Genomic DNA, 18,452 nt, shown 5'->3' with positions numbered 1-18,452 from the left:
CGCGATACCCTTGGCGGATGGAATCCGCTCCCAACCTCGTCCTGGTCGGCCCGATGGGCGCCGGCAAGAGCGCGATCGGCCGGCGCCTGGCCGAGCGCCTCGGCCTGCCCTTCGCCGACGTGGACGAGGACATCGAGGCCGCGACCGGCGCCAGCATCCCGGTGATCTTCGACTGCGAAGGCGAAGCCGGCTTCCGCGCGCGCGAGCGCAGTACGCTCGCCGCCCGCCTCGCCGGCGAGGCGCTGGTGCTGGCGACCGGCGGCGGCGCCGTGCTCGATCCCGGCAACCGCCGCCTGCTGCGCGAGCGCGGGTACGTGGTCTGGCTGCGCAGCCGGGTGGAGACGCAGCTGGAGCGGCTCGGCCGCTGCAGCAACCGTCCGCTGTTGCAGCGACCCGGCCGCGAGCAGGTCCTGCGCGGCCTCGCTGCCGAGCGCGAGCCGCTGTACCAGGAGGTGGCCGACCTCGCGTTCGACACCGACGGGCTCGCGCCCGGCGCCGCCGCCGGCGAGCTCGCCGCGCTGGTGCACGCGCGCTGGCAGGCGCCGGAACGGGCATGAGTACCGTCCGCAGCCTCCGCGTCGAAGGCGAACGTCCCTACGACATCCACGCGGGCCCGGGCCTGCTCGACGACGGCGCCGCGCTGGCCGCGCAGGTGCGCGGCCGCCACGTGCTGCTGGTCAGCGACGCCAACGTCGCGCCGCTGCATGCCGGACGCGTGCTCGAGGCGCTGGCCGCGCAGGGCGCCCCCAGGCCACGCCTCGCCACGCTTCCCGCCGGCGAGGCGGCCAAGTCGCTGGACGGGTTCGCCGCGCTGCTGCAGGAACTCGCCGCGATGGGCGCGACCCGCGATGCCTGCGTGTTCGCGCTCGGCGGCGGCGTGGTCGGCGACCTGGCCGGGTTCGCCGCCGCCTGCTGGATGCGCGGCATCGACCTGGTGCAGTTGCCGACCACGCTGCTGGCGATGGTGGACTCCTCGGTCGGCGGCAAGACCGCGATCGACCTGCCGCAGGGCAAGAACCTGGTCGGCGCCTTCCATTCCCCACGCGCGGTGTTCGCCGACACCGGCACCCTGCGCACCCTCCCCGACCGCGAGCTGCGCGCCGGCCTGGCCGAGGTCGCGAAGTACGGCGCGATCATAGACGCCCCGTTCCTGGACTGGCTCGACGCAAACGCCGCTGCGCTGCTGGCACGCGACGACGACGCGCTGGCGGACGCCATTGCGCGAAGCTGCGCGCACAAGGCGGCGATCGTGGCGCGCGACCCGCGCGAGCACGGCGAGCGCGCGCTGCTCAACTTCGGCCACACCTTCGCGCACGCGATCGAGGCCGAGCAGGGCTACGCCGGCAACGGCGCACTGAACCACGGCGAGGCGGTGGCCGTGGGCATGGTGCTGGCGGCGCGGCTGTCGCACGCGCTCGGGCTCGCGCCGGACACGGACGCGGACCGCCTGCGTCGCCTGCTCGAGCGCCTGGGCCTGGACACGCGGCTGCCGGCCGGCCTGGATCCGCAAGCCCTGCTCGCGCGCACGCGCCTGGACAAGAAAGCCACCGCCGACGGGCTCCGCTTCGTGCTGTGGGACGGCGCCGGCAGGGCGCGAATCGTCGCCGGCGTCCCCGACGAAGCAGTGCTGGCTGTCCTGTAGGAGCGGCGCTGTCGCGGCGCGAGCGCCGCTCCTACAATGGGCGCATGCGCCTGCTGCTCCAACAACGCCCCGGCGGCCCCGAGGCCCCGCGCTTCGTGCAATTGATGCTCGAGCGCGACCTGCTCGGCGGCTGGACGCTGGTCCGCGAGACCGGCCAGGTCGGCGGCCGCAGCAGCGTGCGCCGCGAGCAGTACCTCGACCAGCGCGAAGCCTTCAAGGCGCTGGAGCACGCGCGCGACCTGCAATTGAAGAAGGGCTTCCAGCTGATGTTCGCGCAAGGCGTGGACGCCCCCAAGTGACCGCGCGACCGGAGACTGCCTTGGCCGCCCCCCTGAAGAACGACAACTTCCTGCGCGCGCTGCGCCGCGAGCCCGTGGACCACACCCCGGTGTGGCTGATGCGCCAGGCCGGCCGCTACCTGCCGGAGTACCGCGCGGTGCGCGCCAAGGCCGGCAGCTTCCTCGCGATGGCCAAGAACCCGGAGCTGGCCTGCGAGGTGACGCTGCAGCCGCTGCGCCGCTTCCCGCTGGACGCGGCGATCCTGTTCTCGGACATCCTCACCATCCCCGACGCGATGGGCCTGGGGCTGTACTTCGCCGAGGGCGAGGGCCCGAAGTTCGAGCGCCCGGTGCGCGACGCGGCCGCGATCGCGAAGCTCGGGGTGCCCGACATGGAGACGGAGCTGCGCTACGTGATGGATGCGGTGCGCACGATCCGCCGCGAACTGGACGGAAGCGTGCCGCTGATCGGCTTCTCCGGCAGCCCGTGGACGCTGGCCTGCTACATGGTCCAGGGCGGCGGCAGCAAGGACTACGCCACCATCAAGGCGATGGCGCTGAACGACCCGAAGGCGCTGCACGCGCTGCTGTCGGTCAACACCGACGCGGTGATCGCCTACCTCGCCGCGCAGCGCGCGGCCGGCGCGCAGGCGCTGCAGGTGTTCGACACCTGGGGCGGGGTGCTGTCGCCGGCGATGTACCGCGAGTTCTCCCTGCCCTACCTGGTGCGGATCGCCCGCGAACTCGAGCGCGGCGAAGGCGCCGAGCGCACGCCGCTGATCCTGTTCGGCAAGGGCAACGCGCCCTACCTCGAGGAGCTGGCGGCCAGCGGCTGCGAGGGCGTCGGCGTCGACTGGACCGTCACCCTCGAGGAAGCGGCCCGGCGCACCGGCGGCAAGGTCGCGCTGCAGGGCAACCTGGACCCCGCGATGCTCTACGGCTCACCGGGAGCCATCCGGACGCAGGCGAAGGCAGTGCTCGACAGCTACGCCGCCGGCAACGGCGGCTCGCGCGACGGCCACGTGTTCAACCTCGGCCACGGCATGTCACCGGACATGGACCCCGCCCACGTCGCCGTGCTCGTCGACGCGGTCCACGCCGGCTAGGCCCTCCAGCACGCGCGCCAGCATCGCGCCGGTCAGCGGCTTGCGCAGGAAGGCGTCGAACCCCGCGGCCCGCGCCTCCGGCTCGGCGGCGGCGTCGGCGCGCGCGGTGACCGCGACCAGCGGCCCGGCGAACCCCTGCCCGCGCAGCGCCGCCGCGAGCGACAGCCCGTCCATGCCCGGCAGGTCGAGATCGAGCAGGGCCATGTCGAACGTCCGGGTCGTCGCTTCCGCGAGCGCGCCGAGCCCGTGCGCGGCGTGCGCCACGCGGTGGCCCTGGGACTGCAGCAGCCCGCGCAGCACCTCGGCCACGGTCGGGTCGTCCTCGACCAGCAGCAGGTCCAGCCCGGGCGCGGGCAGGTTGCGCGGCTCTCGCGCCGGGGTGGATGCGGGCAGCAGCGGCAGCACTTCCAGCGGCAGTTCCACGCTGAAGCGGGTGCCCACGCCGGGCGAACTGGCGACGTCGATGCGCCCGCCCATCGCGGCCGCGAGTTCCTGGCTGATCGCCAGGCCGAGCCCGCTGCCGCCATAGCGCGACGCTGTACGCGCGCCGTCGGCCTGCTCGAAGCGCCGGAACAGGCGCGCGCGCTGTTCCTCGTTGAGTCCGGGACCGGTGTCGCGGACCACGAAGCGCACGCCCTCGCGCCCGAGCGGTTCGACCCGCAGGCCGACTTCGCCCTGCTGGGTGAACTTGATCGCGTTGCCGAGCAGGTTGAACAGGATCTGGCGGATGCGCACCGGGTCGCCGCGCAGCTTCGCCGGCGCGCGCGCGTCCACCTCGCAGGCGAAGGCCAGCCCGCGCTGGCGGGCGAGCGGCGCGTGCAGGCCGACGACGTCGTCCACCAGCTCGCGCAGGTCGAACGGCTGCGGATCGAGCTCCAGCTTGCCGGCCTCGATCCGGGCCAGGTCGAGCGCGTCGTTGACCAGCCGCAGCAGGTGGTGGCCGGCGTCGCGGATGGATTCCACGTACCCGCGCTGGCGCCCGTCGAGCCCGGTGGACAGCAGCAGCTCGCCCATGCCGAGCACGCCGGTCATCGGCGTGCGCACCTCGTGCCCGAGGGTGGCCAGGAAGCGGCTCTTGGCCAGCGACGCTTCCTCGGCCAGCGCGCGCTCGCGTTCGAGCAGGCGCAGTTCCTCGCGCTCGCGTTCGCGTGCGCGCCAGGCCCAGCCCGCCCAGCCGAGCAGCAGCAGCGCCAACGCAGCGAACCCGGCCAGCGCCCACGGCGTGCGCCACCACGGCGGCTGCACGCTCCACTGCAGCACCTGCACCTCCGACGCCTCGCCGGCGGCGTTGCGCGCGCGCAATGCGAGCGCGTAGTCGCCGGGCGCGAGCCCGCTGAAGACGCGCTCGCCGCTGGAGCCCTGCGACAGCCAGTCCGCGTCCACGCCCTGCAGGCGGCTCTCGTAACGGTTGCCGGCCGGGTCGGCGAAGTCGAGCAGGCGCATGCGCACGCGCAGTTCGCGCGTGTCCGGCGGCAACTGCAGGCCGGTCGCGTCCACCGGCTCCCAGCGCCCGTCGCGGCGCACCGCGACCTCGTCCAGATGCAGGCGCGGCTGCGCCGGCTTCGGGTCGGGCAGGTTCACGTCCACCATCACCACGCTGCCACCGGTGGTGGTCGCCGCCAGCACGCCGCCGGACAGCGCGATGCTGCGCGGCTCGAATTCCTGGCTGCCCAGGCCTTCCTGGATGCCGAGCCGGCGCAGGCGCCCGTTGCCGGGATCCCAGCGGAACAGGCCGCGGCTCGTGGACAGCCAGACCCGGTGGTGCCCGTCCACCACCATGCCCGCGGCCTCGACCGCGGGGATGCCCTGGTCCTGCGCGATCCTGGCCACGCGCCGCCAGCCGTCGCCGTCGCGGCGGTAGTGCTCGAGCCCGGTGCGCCGCGACAGCCACACCGAGCCGCCGTCCAGCGCCAGCGCGTACACGCGCTCCTCGCCCATTCCGGCGATCCGCTCGAAGTCCTCGGCGCCGGGGCGCAGCACGCGCACGCCGCCGTCGCCCGCCAGCCACAGCGTGCCGTCGGGCGCGAATTCCATGGTCTCGTTGTCGGCGAGGTCGAGGCCGTGGCTGCCGGCCTTCCAGCTGCGCAGCACGCGTCCGCTGCGCGCGTCGCGCTGCTGCACGCCGCTGCCGTTGCAGGACAGCCACAGGCTGCCGTCCGGCGCGATGCGCAGCAGGTCCAGGCCCGGCAACAGCGCGTCCACCTTGTCGCGGGGGAACCATTTGCGGACCTCGTCGCCGACCACCCGCGCCAGGTGGTCTCGGGTACCGGCCCACAGCACGCCGTCGGCGGTCTCGGCGACCGTCAGCAGTTTGGCGCTGCCGCCGATGGCCTCGGCCGCCGCGTCCGAGAGCTGCGTGACCGAACCGTCGGCGCCGATGCGCTCGGGCGCGCCGCCGTAGGGCGCCAGCCAGAAGCCGCCGGCGCGCGCCGCGCCGATTCCGCGATAGAGCATCGCGCCCAGCGCGCTGTCCCGGCGCGAGAACTGCGCCACCTGGCGCCAGTCCGCGCGCAGGTAGCCGAGGCCGACGCCGGTGACCGGCGCCCACAGCGCGCCGTCGTCCTGCAGCAGCAGCGCCGCCACCGCCTTGTTGATCCCGGGCCCGTCGCCGCGCACCGGCACCGGGATGCCGTCCCCGCGCACGCGCCACAGGCCGAGCTGGCTGCCGATCCAGAACTGGCCCTGGCGGTCGCGCACCAGCGCCTGCACCGCATTGGGCTGCTCGAACATCGGCGACCACGACGGCGCCACCCAGCGCCCGGAGCCGCTGCGCCGGAACACGCCGGTACTGGCACCGACCCAGAGCGCGTCGCCGTCGAGCGACAGCGAGAACACCAGCGGTCCCGGCCGTGGCCCGGGCAAGGAAACGCGCTCGAAGTCGTCGCCGGTCCAGCGCGCGAGGCCGCGCATGGTGCCGGCCCAGAGCACGCCCTGCGCGTCCACGAGCAGCGCCAGCACGGTGGGCGCGGGCAGGCCGCTGCCGTCCTCGCCGGGCATGAAGCGGGTGATGCGGCCGTCCGGATCCAGCCGATGCACGCCGCCGGCATAGGTGCCGAACCACACCACGTCGCCCTGGCTGGCGATCGCCCAGGTGTCGTCGCTGCCGATCTCGGGGTGCTCGGCCATGCGGTAGTGGGTGAAGCGCCGCCGCTGCGGGTCGAGCATGCTCAGGCCACCCGACTCGGTGGCGATCCACAGCCGGTCGCGCGCGTCCACGTGCAAGGCCTGCACCGTGTTGCCCGGCAGCGATTGCGGATTGCCCGGCTCGTTGCGCCAGACGCGGAAGCCGATGCCGTCGTAACGCGCGAGGCCGTCGGCGGTGCCGATCCAGACGTAGCCGGCCTGGTCGCGCACGATCGCGTTGATGCCGGTCGCGGGCAGGCCGTCGGCGACGCCGAGCGTGCGCAGGCGCGGCACCTCGGGCACGCCCGCGGCGGCCAGTCCGACCCACAGCGCCAGCATTCCCGACAGCAGCCAGCCGACCCGCCGCATCCTGCTCCCCCGCTTCCCGATGGAAGCCATCCCCCTGCCCGATCCTCGCAATCCGTGCCCCGCGTCGCAAGCGCGGCGCCTGCGGGTGACGGCCATTCACGTTTCACGGCCTAGAATCGACGGCCATGACGGTGCGCATTGCAAACCACCGAGGGACATTGCCGGCAGTGCCCGCCCTGCTGCTGGCGATCGCCTTCGCGCCGGCCCTCGGCGCGGCGGAAGGCGAGCTTGCCGGCTACCGCCTGGACCCGGTGCACACCCGCGTGCTGTTTGGCTTGGACCATGCCGGCTACACGACGGCCCTGGGCACGGTCTCGGGCAGCAGCGGCGCGATCGCGTTCGCGCCCGGCGACTGGTCGCGCGCCCGGGTGCGCGTCAGCGTGCCGCTGCAACGCGTGGACTTCGGCGACGAGGCCTGGAACCGCGCGGCCCGCGACATGCTCGGCGCCGAGCGCCATCCGGAAGCGGTGTTCGTGTCCGAGCGGGTGGTGCGCGAGGGCGATCGCCACGCGCGCGCCTGCGGCACGCTGAGCCTCAACGGCACCAGCGCCCCGTTCTGCCTGTCGGTGCGCTTCAACCAGCTCCGCCGCGCGCCGTTGCCGCCGTTCGCGCAGACCGTGGGGTTCTCCGCCGAAGGCACGCTCTCGCGCAGCGCCTTCGGCATCGACGACTGGAGCAGGCTGGTGGGGGACGAGGTGACTTTCCGGATCGAGGTCGAGGCCACGCGCGACGACAGCGTGCTGGCGCAGTTCCCGGAGGCGCCCTGATGCGCCGCGGGCCCGCCGACCGCTGGGGCGCCCCCGCGCAACTGCTGCACTGGACCATCGTGGTGCTGATCGTGGCCATGGCCTGGCTTGGGCTGACCATGGTGGACATGCCCAACACCCCGGCGAAGGTGGAACGCTACGCGCTGCACAAGTCGCTCGGGCTGCTGGTGCTCGCGCTGGTGGCGGTGCGCCTGCTGTGGCGCGTCTACGCCGGCGCCCCGGAACCGCTGCCGGCGCCGCGCTGGCAGCGCTGGCTGGCGCAGGGCACACACTTCGGCCTGTACCTGCTGATGCTGGCGATGCCGCTGAGCGGCTGGATCGCGAACGCCTACTCGGGATTCCCGCTGCGCTGGTTCGGCCTGTTCCGGATGCCGCAGCCGATCGCCGCCGACGAAGCCCTGTACGACCTCACCCGCGACGTGCACGAATGGCTGTTCTGGCTGCTGCTGGTGCTGGCGCTGGCGCATGCCTTCGCCGCGGTCTGGCACCACCTGTTCCTGGGCGACGCCACGCTGTCGCGGATGCTGCCGCGCGGCTGGCTGAAGCCGCCCGCCCCCACGCAAGAGGAGATCCGATGATGCGCCTTCCGTTCCTGGCCGCCGCCCTGCTCATCGCCGGCACGCTCGCCGCCGCGCCCGCCGCCGCCACCGACTACGCGCAGGCGGACGGCTCGACCCTGGCCTTCGGCGGCATGTACCAGGGCGAGGCCTTCTCCGGCCGCTTCCCCGGCTTCGAGACGCGGATGACCTTCGATCCGTCCGATCTTGCCTCCGCCCGCCTCGACGTCACCATTCCGCTGGCCACCGCCACCACCGGCAACCGCGACTACGACGGCGAGATGCGCGGCAAGGCCTTCCTCGACGCCGCCGCCTTCCCGCAGGCCCGCTACACCGCGACCCGCTTCCGCCACCTGGGCGGGGACCGCTACGCCGCCGACGGCGTGCTGTCGCTGCACGGGGTGGAGAAGCCGGTCACCCTGACCTTCACCTGGGCGCCGGGCCCGCAGCCGCTGCTCACCGGCCGCGCCACCGTGCGCCGCCTCGATTTCGGGATCGGCGCCGGCGACTGGGCCGACACCAGCCTGATCCCGGACGAGATCGCGATCAGCACGCGGGTGCGCCTGGACCCGTTGTAGGAGCGGCGCTCGCGCCGCGACCTGGAATCGCGGCGCAAGCGCCGCTCCTACAAAAACGCCCGGACCTGGTCAGCCGTGAAGGGCCAATCCAGCTCCTTGTTCCCGGCCTCGTCCCGGAACACCGGCACGCGCACCCCGTAGCGCTCCTCGAGCGCCGGATCGTCGTCGATGAAGACGCTGCCGAACTCCGGCGCGCGCGCCTCCGCCAGGACCTCCAGCGCCAGGTCGCACAGGTGGCAGTCGTCGCGCTGGAACAGCAGGTAACGGTGGGCCATCCGCATAGAATAGCGGCATGGCAGTCAGCACCTTCGACCTGTTCAAGATCGGCATCGGCCCGAGTTCCTCGCACACCGTCGGGCCGATGCGCGCGGCCGCGCGCTTCGTGTCCAAGTGGCTGCGCGACGCCGGCACCCTCCACCGGGTCGCGCGGGTGCGCGCCGAGGTGTTCGGTTCGCTGGCGATGACCGGGCGCGGCCACGGCACCGACAAGGCGGTGTTGATGGGCCTGGAGGGCCACTGGCCCAACGAGATCGACCCCAACGTCATCCCGCCGGCGCTGGAGCGCATCCGCGGCAGCCAGCGCATCCGCCTCGGCGGCGAACACGAGATCGCCTTCGACGAGAAGGGCGACCTGGTGATGAACAAGCGCCAGAAGCTGCCGCACCACACCAACGGCATGCGCTTCACCGCGTACGACGCCGCCGGCGTGGTGCTCGCCACCCAGGACTACTACTCGGTCGGCGGCGGCTTCGTGGTCAACCAGGACGAGGCCGCGGTGGACCGCATCGTCGCCGACACCACGGCGTTGCCTCATCCGTTCCGCAGCGGCGACGAACTGCTCGCGCGCTGCGCGGCCACCGGCAAGACCATCGCGCAGCTCATGTTCGAGAACGAGCAGGCCTGGCGCAGCCCCGACGAGATCCACGCCGGCCTGCGCGAGATCTGGGAAGCGATGCGCGGCTGCGTGCAGCGCGGCATCCGCGCCGAGGGCACGTTGCCGGGCGGCCTGCACGTGCAGCGGCGCGCGCCGCGACTGTTCGCCGAGCTCTCGGCGCGCCCCGACGACGCCGACCCGCTGACCACATTGGACTGGGTCAACCTGTTCGCGCTGGCGGTCAACGAGGAGAACGCCGCGGGCGGGCGCGTGGTGACCGCGCCGACCAACGGCGCCGCCGGGATCATCCCGGCGGTCCTCCACTACTACGAAAAGTTCTGCCCACCCTGTAAGAGCGGCGCTGGCGCCGCGACCCACGAACAGGGCATCTTCGACTTCCTGCTCACCGCCGCCGCGATCGGCATCCTCTACAAGGAGAACGCCTCGATCAGCGGCGCCGAGGTCGGCTGCCAGGGCGAGGTCGGCGTCGCCTGCTCGATGGCCGCCGGCGGCCTCGCCGCGGCGCTCGGCGCGAGCATGTCGCAGGTCGAGAACGCCGCCGAGATCGGCATGGAGCACAACCTGGGCCTGACCTGCGACCCGATCGGCGGGCTGGTGCAGATCCCGTGCATCGAGCGCAACGCGATGGGCTCGGTGAAGGCGATCAACGCCGCGCGCATGGCGCTCCGCGGCGACGGCAAGCACAAGGTCAGCCTGGACAAGGTCATCAAGACCATGCGCGAGACCGGCCGCGACATGCGTGACAAGTACAAGGAAACCTCGCGCGGCGGCCTCGCCGTCAACGTCATCGAGTGCTGACGGCGATTGCGTCGTCCAGGAGCGCGGCGGCGGTGATTGCGGCGCCGGCGCCGGGGCCCTGGATCACCAGTGGCTGGGCGGCGTAGCGGTCCGACCAGAGGGCGACGCGGTTGTCGGTGCCGCGGCCGGTGGCGAGCGGATCGTCGGGCGGCAACACTTCGAGGCGCGCGCTGGCGACGCCGTCCTGCAGCCGCGCCACGAACGCGAGCCGGCCCCCGCTGGCGCGGGCCGCTGCGAGGCGGTCGCGCAACGCGTCGTCGGACGCGCCCGCCAGCGACTCGACCCGGACCGCATCCGACTCGAGCTCGAAGCCGGCCGCGCGCGCGAGGATCAGCAGCTTGCGGCGTACGTCCTCGCCGGAGAGATCGTCGCGCGGATCCGGTTCGGTGTAGCCGGCGGCCTGCGCCTGGCGCACGCACGCCGCGAACGGACGCGTGCCGTCGTAGGCGTCGAACAGCCAGGCCAGCGAACCGGACAGCACGCCGGCGATGCCATGGATGCGGTCGCCACCCGCGCGCAAGGCGCGGATCGTGCGCAGCAGCGGCAGCCCTGCGCCGACGGTGGCGCTGTCGCCGTAGCGCGCGCCACCGGCCGCCGCGGCGTCGCGGATCGCGCGCCAGCGCCGCAGCGGGCCACCCTGCCCCAGCTTGCAGGCGGTGACGACGTGGACGCCGCGCGCGAGCCACTCCGCGTGCCGCTCGGCCACAGCCTCGCTGGCGGTCGCGTCGATCACGATGCCGGCGGCGTCGAAGTCGCCTGACGCCTGGCGGGTGTTGGCGACGTGGACGAGTTCGAACCGGTCGCCGAGCCGCTGCAGCCGCTCGAGCACCGCGCTTCCGACATTGCCGGTGCCGAGCAGCGCGAGCCTTGCCGGTGTAGGAGCGGCGCTCGCGCCGCGACCGAAAAGCTCGCCGCCATGGCGGCTCCCACAGGACGGTCGCGGCGCCAGCGCCGCTCCTACAGCCGGGCGGGTCATCGGGCGGCCTCCGCGGCAGTCGTTGCCACGGCCGCCGCACGCTCGAGCGCGGCGGCGATGTCGGCGACCAGGTCGCCCGCGTGCTCGATGCCGACGGACAGGCGCAGCAGGCCGTCGCCGATGCCCGCCGCGGCGCGCGCTTCCGGCGCCATCGCCGCATGGGTCATGGTCGCCGGATGCGCGACCAGGCTTTCGATGCCGCCAAGCGATTCGGCCAGCGTGAAGCACTGGAGCCCGTCGAGGAACGCGCGCACCGCGGCCTCCCCGCCCCGCAGTTCCAGCGACAGCATCGCGCCGAAGCCGGCCTGCTGCCGCGCCGCCACCGCGTGCCCGGGATGCGACGCGAGTCCGGGCCAGTGCAGCGCGCGCACCGCCGTGTGGCCGTCGAGCACCGCCACCAGCGCCTCGATGTTCTCCGCGTGCACGCGCAGGCGCGCATCCAGCGTGCGCAGCCCGCGCAGCGCAAGGAAGCTGTCGAACGGCGCGCCGGTCACGCCGAGCGCGTTGGCCCACCAGGCGAGGGTGTCGTGCAGTGCAGCGTCGCGTGCCACCAGCGCCCCGCCGACCACGTCGCTGTGGCCGTTGACGTACTTGGTGGTCGAATGCAGCACCACGTCGGCACCGAAGGCGATCGGACGCTGCCAGGCCGGCGACAGGAACGTGTTGTCCACCAGCGCCAGCGCGCCGGCCCGGTGCGCGGCCTCGACCACGAAGCGCAGGTCGGTGATCCGCAGCAGCGGGTTGGAGGGCGTCTCGATCCACACCAGCGCGGTCGGCTCGCGCAAGGCGTCCGCCAGCGCGCGCGGATCGGTCAGGTCGGCGGTCGCCACCGTGAACTGGCCCTTGCGCGACAGGGCATCGAACAGCCGCCAGCACCCGCCGTAGCAATCGTGCGGGACCACGATGCGCGCGCCGCGCGGCAGCAGCGCGTGCAACGCCAGGGTCGCGGCGGACATGCCGCTGCCGGTGACCACCGCGCCGGCACCGCCCTCCAGCTCCGCCAGCGCGCCTGCGAACAGGTCGCGGGTCGGGTTGCCGCTGCGGGTGTAGTCGTAGGTCCGCTTGGCAGCGAAGCCGGCGAAGCTGAAGTTGCTGGAGAGCACCAGCGGCGGCGTGACCGCGCCGAAGGCCTCGTCGCGGTCGATGCCCGCGCGCACCGCCAGCGTCTGCGCCCGCAGCCCGCTCACTGGCGCGGCTCCTGGCGCAGGGCCTCGCGCAACACGCCGGCGATCGCCACGTGCTCCTTGAGGAAGGCATCGTGGCCGTAGCGCGAGCGCAGCACGTGCAGGCGCGGGCGCGGCAGCCGCTCGACCAGCGCGTAGGCATCCTGCACCGGGACCAGGCGGTCCTCGGCGACGGCGACCACGGTGACCGGCACCGGCACGTCGCGCGGATCGAGCGCCTGCAGGTCGATGGATTCCGACAGCCGCAGGAATGCCGTGGGCGGCGTGGCGGCGACGTACTTCGCGGCGCAATGGTCGAGGTAGTCCTCGGCCTCCGCGCGTACTACGCCGCCCACCACCCGCGCCGGGCCGAAGCGCCCGTCGAACTCCTCCGGCGTGCGGTAACTCAGGATCGCGAGCTGCCGCGCCAGCGACAGCCCGTCGCGCTCGTCGCACTGCAGCGCACCGAGCGCCACCGCGCGCCGCTGCAGCGCGCGCCAGGCGCTGGCGTAGGGATGCGCGCGATGGCTGCCGCTGATCGCGACCAGGCGCGCGAGCCGCGCCGGGTGCCGCGCCGCGAACTGCAGCCCGACCATCGCCCCGTAGGAGCAGCCGACGAAGCCGGCCAGGCGCGCGATGCCGAGCGCGTCGAGCAACGCCGCGATCGCATCGGCCTGGTCGGCCGGATCGATCGGTGCGTCGAGCCTGCCGTCGGCGCCGAGCCAGTCGATCGCCACGAGGCAGTGCCGCGCCGGGTCCAGCGCACGCCCCTCTCCCACCTGCGCCTCCCACCAGCCCGGCGAAGGGAACGCGTCGCTCGCGGCCACGTGGCGGCCCGCGGAGATGCCGCCGGCGACCAGTACCGCGGGCAGGGCCGCGTCGCCGAGGAGTTCGTAGCGCAGTTCGACCGCGCGCAGGCCGGCGTGGCGCATGGCCAGCTCGAACGCCAGCGTGCCGCGGCGCGCAGGTGCGGGCGTCGGCGCGACGATGGCCGGCGGGCAGGCGGGATCGGGGGCGAAGGCTTGCAGGGCGGGGGCGAGGCTCATGGCGCGTTCCTTGGAGGGAAAGGGCCATCGAGTCGCGCGGGGCGGGCCGGACGATGCGGGCACGCCCACCCCGGGGAGAGGGAGGGACGGAACGCACCCATCTTCCGGTGGACCGACAGGTCCCCGCAGGAATTGGCACCGCGAAAGGGCTTTGCGCCCGATCAGGTTGCCCCGGCTTCGTCGGGCCTGTCCCTCAGCCGGTCTCGATGGATGGGCGCAGCTTGCCACCGCCTTCCGGGACTGTCAATCGCTTCATCGGCATGAAGCGATGACTAATTTAAAACGGCAATAATGTCGTCTACGTCGACTCCCGCCTGCTTCAAAACTCCGGAGAGCGTCCCCGTCTTGAGCTCCCGATGGAGGGGAACTACGCAAAAATCGCTGGCTCGACGAAGCATCACGTGGCTGCCCTTCTGGCGAACAACGACGAATCCCAGCCTCTCCAAGGCGCGAACCGCGTCCGCGCCCGACACACGGGGGATCCTAGGCGGCACGCGCCGCGACGTTGAAAGTCGTCAGCACCGCGTGCCCAACGGCCGCTGCCGGAACCCCCTCGAGATAGAGTTCCGTCGCCTCCCGCAGGTTCGCCAGCGCCTCCTCGATGGAGTCGCCCTGGGTGGTGGTCCCGGTCTCGGCATTGAGGGCGACGAATCCACCTTCCTGCGCCGGCATGAGGACTGCGCTCAGTCGCATGATGATCTTCTCCTTCCCTCGGGGCACTTGCTCCGAAGGCAGTGCCTCGTAGCGTTCTTTCAGCTCGGCCAGCCGCAAGATGCCCGTGCGGTCGGCATCCGCAGCGCCCATCTGGACCTCCGCAATATGGCGGTCTTCCAGACCCTGCAAGTGTTCCATGATCGCCGCACGCACGTAGTAGCTCTTGCTGCGACCGGTGCGCCTGGCCAGCGTTTCGAGTCGTTGTTCGATTTCGGCGGGCAATCGAATGGCGAGCATGATGTCCTCCGGAGAATGCAATACATGTATAGCACCCCGGGAAATGGTACGCAAGGTGCATCCCTCGCGGCACGCCATCCGTTAAGGTTGCGTCATGACCGAAGTACGGACGGCTGCCAGCGCACACACGGCGAGCGCACTGGTCGTTGACGACGAACGCGACATCCGCGAACTGCTGGTGCTCACCCTGGGCCGGATGGGCCTGCGCACCGACACCGCCGCCACCCTCGCCGCGGCCCGCGCGCAACTGGCGCAGCACCGCTACGACGTCTGCCTGACCGACATGCGCCTGCCCGATGGGTCCGGCATCGACCTGATCGGCGAGATCTCGGCGCACTACCCCGACACCCCGGTCGCGATGATCACCGCCTACGGCAACGTCGAGGCGGCGGTGGAGGCGCTGAAGGCGGGCGCCTTCGACTTCGTCAGCAAGCCGGTGGACATCCAGGTGCTGCGGCGGCTGGTCAACCAGGCACTCGGCCTCGGCCGGCGCCGGCGCGAGGCGCCCCCCGGGCTCGCGCGGCTGCAGGGCGACTCGCAGGCGATGCACGCGCTGCGCGCCACCGTGGCCAAGGTCGCGCGCAGCCAGGCGCCGGTGGCGATCACCGGCGAGTCCGGCACCGGCAAGGAGCTGGTCGCCCGCACCATCCACGGCGAGGGCGGCCGCGCCAAGGGGCCGTTCGTTCCGGTCAACTGCGGCGCCATTCCCGCCGAGCTGATGGAAAGCGAGTTCTTCGGCCACCGGAAGGGAAGCTTCACCGGCGCCCACGCCGACAAGGAAGGCCTGTTCCAGGCCGCCGACGGCGGCACCCTGTTCCTGGACGAGATCGCGGAGCTGCCGCTGCCGATGCAGGTGAAGCTGCTGCGCGCCATCCAGGAGAAGTCGGTGCGCCCGGTCGGCGGGCAGACCGAAGTGCCGGTGGACGTGCGCCTGCTCAGCGCCACCCACAAGGACCTCGCGGCGCTGGTCGCGGCCGGCACCTTCCGGCACGACCTCTACTACCGCATCAACGTCATCGAGCTGCGCGTGCCGCCGCTGCGCGAGCACCTCGAGGACCTGCCGCAGCTGGCCACCGACATCATCGCCCGCCTCGCCCACGAGCAGGACCGCAGCGCGCCCACCCTCGCCAACGACGCGATCGCCGCGCTCATGGACTATCCCTTCCCGGGCAACATCCGCGAGCTGGAGAACATCCTCGAGCGCGCCATGGCGATGGCCGACGGCCCGCGGATCACCGCCGCCGATCTCGCGCTGCCTGTAGGAGCGGCGCTGGCGCCGCGACCCACCCAGCCCCCCGCGGGAACAGCCGAAGCCGCGCCCCCGACCCCCGACAAACCCGCGCCCTTGCCGACCTACATCGAGGACATCGAACGCCAGGCAATCGAGCAGGCGCTCAAGGACAACCGGTACAACAAGACGAAGACGGCCGAGGTCCTGGGCATCACCTACCGCGCGTTGCGATACAAGCTGAAGAAGCTGGGGCTGGACTGAGCCGCGTCACCCATTGACGTGCAGCGTCACTTTTTGACACGCCTTCCGTCGGGCCATCCGTGACCATCCCCCCAAATCGGCAAAAAGGTTGCGGGCCCCCTCCCTTGGCACGCTAAATGCGTGCATAGTCCGTGCACGTGCAGAACATTGCACGGCTACCGAGGACCGGGAAACCGGCCATGTCGGCACGTGAAGTTCAACCCTAGGGGAATAGACATGAACATGAAGAAGGTGCAGCAAGGCTTCACCCTGATCGAGCTGATGATCGTGATCGCGATCCTCGGCATCCTGATGGCCATCGCGATCCCGGCGTACCAGGACTACTCGGTCCGCGCGAAGGTGTCCGAGGGCATCAACCTGGCCGCCGCTGCCAAGCTCGCGGTGACCGAGACCTACTCGTCCACCAGCTCCATGCCGGGCAGCAACGCCTCGGCCGGTGCCCCGGACGCGAACACCATCCAGGGTGAGTACGTCGATTCCGTGACCGTCGGCTCCGGCGGCATCATCGACATCGACTACAACGGCACCACGCTGCCGGAGATGACCAGCACCCTGCAGCTGTCGCCGGTCACCTACGCCGGTTCGGTGGACTGGGTCTGCAAGGCCAACGGCAACCCGACCCGCTACCTGCCGTCCGAGTGCCGCAACTAAGCACGCGCGAGACAGTAGCTGACGAAGGGCCGCCTCGTGCGGCCCTTCTTCTGTCCATGACCAAGACGTGACGGATCGCATCCGGCAAACGCGCTACATCCGCGCCGCGGCCTGTGCGGCCGCGGCGCTGCTGGCATGGTCCTATTGGCCCGGCCTCGCCGGACCGTTCCTGTTCGACGACTTCGCCAACCTCGACAAGCTCGGCGCCTTCGGCCCGATGGACGACTGGCGGAGCTTCCTGTTCTACCTGACCTCGGGCAGCGCGGATCCCACCGGCCGTCCGGTGGCGATGCTGAGCTTCCTGCTCGACGCGCAGCAATGGCCGGCCGACCCGTGGCCGTTCAAGCGCACCAACCTCGTCCTGCACCTGCTGAACTTCGCGCTGCTCGGGGTGCTGCTCACCCGCTTGCAGCAGGCGCTGGCACGCCGGATGCCGGGGCTGCGAACCTCGCCCTGGACACCGTGGACCGCTGCCGCGCTGTGGGCCGCGCACCCGTTCTTCGTGTCCACGACGCTGTACGTCGTGCAGCGCGAAGCGATGCTGCCGATGACGTTCGCGATGCTCGCAATGCTGGCCTGGGACCGCGCCGTCGGGCGCTTCGAAGCCGACCGGCCGCGGTCCGGATGGGCCTGGGCTTTGCTCGGGGTCGGCGGCTTCACCGTGCTGGCCGGGTTGTCCAAGGCAAACGGTTTCCTCGTCCCGTTGCTGGCCGGCCTCGCGCACCTGTGGATCTACCGCCCGGCCACGGCTTCGCAGGCACGGCGTGCGACGGACCGGGCCGCCGCGCTCTGCCTAGGCCTCCCGAGCCTGCTGCTGCTGGGCTACCTCGTGCATCACGGCGCCAGCCTGTGGTCCGTCCAGCTCGCCGGTCGCGACTGGACCATCGGCGAGCGGCTGCTGACGCAACCCCGCGTGCTGTGGGACTACGTGGCGCACCTGGTCCTGCCCAGGGCCGGCGGGGGCGGCCTGTTCGTCGAGGGCTTCCAGGCCTCGCGCGGCTGGACCGAGCCGTTCTCCACGCTGCCCGCCGCCTTCGCCCTGCTCGCCAGCGTCGTCGCCGCGCTGGCCTTCCGCCGGCGCTTCCCGATCGCGAGCTTCGCCTGGCTGTTCTTCCTCGCGGCGCACCTGATGGAAAGCAGCGTCGTCGCGCTCGAGCTCTACTTCGAGCACCGCAACTACCTGCCGGCGGCATTCCTCGGCTGGCCGCTCGCCCACCTGCTGTTGAAGCCCGGCGCCTACCTGCGCTACCGCGCGGGAGCCGTGGCGCTGCTGCTGGTCGCTCTGCTCGTGCTGACCCACCAGCGCGCGTCCGTGTGGGGCAACCCGGCGCTGCTCACCGCGTTGACCGCCTCGCACCAGGACGACTCGGCCAGGGCGCAGGTCGCGGCGGCGTGGCAACGCCTACAGCGGGGAGACGCCGCCGGTGCCCTGGACACGGTCCACCAGTTGCAGGCACGACATCCGCAATCGGTGGACGTCGCCTTCAACGCCGTCAGCATGGAGTGCCTCGCCAACGGCGCACTGGCTCCGGAGACCCGGCGGCAGGCGATCGAGGCCACGCGCCTGACCGGGCGGTGGACGTTCGCCATGAACATGTGGCTGCAGGATGCGGCACGCGAGCCGGCGATCCGGCAATGCAACGGACTGGGGCTGGAAGGACTCGAGTTGCTGGCCGACGCCGCGGCTTCCAATCCGCTGAACCAGCCGCCACGCCGACTGCGCGAAATAATGCATGCGAAGGGCAGGATCGCGCTGGCCGAAGGACGGCCGGAGGTCGCGCTCGAATGGTTCAACGCCGCGCTGGAGTTGCATCCGGACCCGAACTACGCGCTGGTACAGGCGGCGGCACTCGGCGACGTCGGCGCCCAGGCGTTGGGCGTCGAGCATCTCGACGCCTATGCGCGGATCCCCGCGCCCGCGGCCAGCAGGATCCGCGACATGCCCGGGCTGCACCGGTGGCTGCTCCGGCACTGCGGCTACTATGACGCCGAGATCGCGCATCTCCGGCGCCGGCTCGTCGCCGACGCCGCGCGGCCACGGGGGAACGAAGACTGATGCC

General features: G+C 72.3%; 18 protein-coding genes and 1 riboswitch. Of the genes, 11 read left to right on the top strand and 7 right to left on the bottom strand.

Annotated features, from left to right (window positions below):
• Positions 1–17 precede the first annotated feature (17 nt).
• From E4F25_RS10110 to hemE, 4 genes are read left to right on the top strand one after another with little or no spacing between them, the layout of a single operon-like run.
• Entirely contained in the window at positions 18–557 is a 540-nt protein-coding gene (locus E4F25_RS10110; protein WP_140910008.1) for a shikimate kinase, read from the top strand.
• Entirely contained in the window at positions 554–1,642 is a 1,089-nt protein-coding gene (aroB, locus tag E4F25_RS10105; protein ID WP_140910007.1) for a 3-dehydroquinate synthase, read from the top strand. Before E4F25_RS10110 ends, aroB begins: the two co-directional genes overlap by 4 nt.
• Positions 1,643–1,686: 44 nt before the next feature.
• Positions 1,687–1,941 (top strand): WGR domain-containing protein, encoded by a 255-nt coding sequence (locus E4F25_RS10100; RefSeq protein WP_140910006.1) that lies wholly within the window; start codon positions 1,687–1,689, stop codon positions 1,939–1,941.
• Positions 1,942–1,973: 32 nt separating this feature from the next.
• Positions 1,974–3,026, top strand: coding sequence for a uroporphyrinogen decarboxylase (gene hemE / locus E4F25_RS10095; RefSeq protein ID WP_140910418.1), 1,053 nt, complete (start codon positions 1,974–1,976; stop codon positions 3,024–3,026).
• Here the strand turns inward: hemE and E4F25_RS10090 are convergent.
• On the bottom strand, positions 2,967–6,518 hold the full coding sequence (locus E4F25_RS10090; protein WP_246069854.1) for a hybrid sensor histidine kinase/response regulator: 3,552 nt from the start codon (positions 6,516–6,518) through the stop codon (positions 2,967–2,969). The genes hemE and E4F25_RS10090 overlap by 60 nt on opposite strands.
• Before the next feature lie 158 nt (positions 6,519–6,676).
• Between E4F25_RS10090 and E4F25_RS10085 the strand changes: the two genes are divergently transcribed.
• From E4F25_RS10085 to E4F25_RS10075, 3 genes are read left to right on the top strand one after another with little or no spacing between them, the layout of a single operon-like run.
• The gene (locus E4F25_RS10085) at positions 6,677–7,285 is read left to right on the top strand and encodes a YceI family protein (protein WP_407062832.1); all 609 of its coding nucleotides are present in this window, start codon (positions 6,677–6,679) and stop codon (positions 7,283–7,285) included.
• Positions 7,285–7,863, top strand: coding sequence for a cytochrome b (locus E4F25_RS10080; protein ID WP_140910004.1), 579 nt, complete (start codon positions 7,285–7,287; stop codon positions 7,861–7,863). Before E4F25_RS10085 ends, E4F25_RS10080 begins: the two co-directional genes overlap by 1 nt.
• Positions 7,860–8,420 (top strand): YceI family protein, encoded by a 561-nt coding sequence (locus E4F25_RS10075; protein ID WP_246069852.1) that lies wholly within the window; start codon positions 7,860–7,862, stop codon positions 8,418–8,420. Before E4F25_RS10080 ends, E4F25_RS10075 begins: the two co-directional genes overlap by 4 nt.
• Before the next feature lie 47 nt (positions 8,421–8,467).
• Here E4F25_RS10075 and E4F25_RS10070 read toward each other — a convergent pair whose 3' ends face one another.
• Positions 8,468–8,695 carry a glutaredoxin family protein gene (locus E4F25_RS10070; protein WP_140910002.1) on the bottom strand — a complete coding sequence of 76 codons (228 nt, stop codon included), beginning with the start codon at positions 8,693–8,695 and terminating at the stop codon, positions 8,468–8,470.
• A 17-nt stretch (positions 8,696–8,712) separates the two neighbouring features.
• On the opposite strand from E4F25_RS10070, the gene E4F25_RS10065 reads away from it, so the two are divergent.
• Positions 8,713–10,113 (top strand): L-serine ammonia-lyase, encoded by a 1,401-nt coding sequence (locus E4F25_RS10065; RefSeq protein ID WP_140910001.1) that lies wholly within the window; start codon positions 8,713–8,715, stop codon positions 10,111–10,113.
• On the opposite strand, the gene E4F25_RS10060 is transcribed toward E4F25_RS10065, so the two are convergent.
• The 5 genes from E4F25_RS10060 to relB form a co-directional block, all read right to left on the bottom strand.
• Positions 10,100–11,089 (bottom strand): homoserine dehydrogenase family protein, encoded by a 990-nt coding sequence (locus E4F25_RS10060; RefSeq protein ID WP_140910000.1) that lies wholly within the window; start codon positions 11,087–11,089, stop codon positions 10,100–10,102. The genes E4F25_RS10065 and E4F25_RS10060 overlap by 14 nt on opposite strands.
• A complete protein-coding gene (gene metB, locus E4F25_RS10055; protein ID WP_140909999.1) occupies positions 11,086–12,276 on the bottom strand; it encodes a cystathionine gamma-synthase in 1,191 nt (396 codons plus the stop codon). Before metB ends, E4F25_RS10060 begins: the two co-directional genes overlap by 4 nt.
• Positions 12,273–13,298, bottom strand: coding sequence for a homoserine O-succinyltransferase MetX (gene metX / locus E4F25_RS10050; protein WP_140909998.1), 1,026 nt, complete (start codon positions 13,296–13,298; stop codon positions 12,273–12,275). Before metX ends, metB begins: the two co-directional genes overlap by 4 nt.
• A 94-nt stretch (positions 13,299–13,392) precedes the next feature.
• Positions 13,393–13,511, bottom strand: a riboswitch (SAM riboswitch).
• 59 nt (positions 13,512–13,570) lie between these two features.
• Positions 13,571–13,771 carry a type II toxin-antitoxin system HicA family toxin gene (locus E4F25_RS11690; RefSeq protein ID WP_220433209.1) on the bottom strand — a complete coding sequence of 67 codons (201 nt, stop codon included), beginning with the start codon at positions 13,769–13,771 and terminating at the stop codon, positions 13,571–13,573.
• Positions 13,772–13,781: 10 nt separating this feature from the next.
• On the bottom strand, positions 13,782–14,249 hold the full coding sequence (gene relB / locus E4F25_RS11535) for a type II toxin-antitoxin system RelB family antitoxin (RefSeq protein ID WP_220433208.1): 468 nt from the start codon (positions 14,247–14,249) through the stop codon (positions 13,782–13,784).
• A 94-nt stretch (positions 14,250–14,343) separates the two neighbouring features.
• On the opposite strand from relB, the gene E4F25_RS10030 reads away from it, so the two are divergent.
• The 3 genes from E4F25_RS10030 to E4F25_RS10020 all read left to right on the top strand — a co-directional run bounded on the left by E4F25_RS10030 (position 14,344) and on the right by E4F25_RS10020 (position 18,448).
• A complete protein-coding gene (locus E4F25_RS10030; protein ID WP_140909996.1) occupies positions 14,344–15,741 on the top strand; it encodes a sigma-54-dependent transcriptional regulator in 1,398 nt (465 codons plus the stop codon).
• Between the two features lie 216 nt (positions 15,742–15,957).
• The gene (locus tag E4F25_RS10025) at positions 15,958–16,392 is read left to right on the top strand and encodes a pilin (RefSeq protein WP_342776931.1); all 435 of its coding nucleotides are present in this window, start codon (positions 15,958–15,960) and stop codon (positions 16,390–16,392) included.
• A gap of 67 nt (positions 16,393–16,459) precedes the next feature.
• The gene (locus E4F25_RS10020) at positions 16,460–18,448 is read left to right on the top strand and encodes a tetratricopeptide repeat protein (protein ID WP_140909995.1); all 1,989 of its coding nucleotides are present in this window, start codon (positions 16,460–16,462) and stop codon (positions 18,446–18,448) included.
• The last annotated feature ends 4 nt before the right edge of the window (positions 18,449–18,452 follow it).

The sequence above is a fragment of the Cognatiluteimonas lumbrici genome, assembly GCF_006476065.1.
Taxonomy (GTDB): Bacteria; Pseudomonadota; Gammaproteobacteria; order Xanthomonadales; family Xanthomonadaceae; genus Cognatiluteimonas; species Cognatiluteimonas lumbrici.
This window is presented reverse-complemented; position numbering and strand designations above follow the sequence as displayed.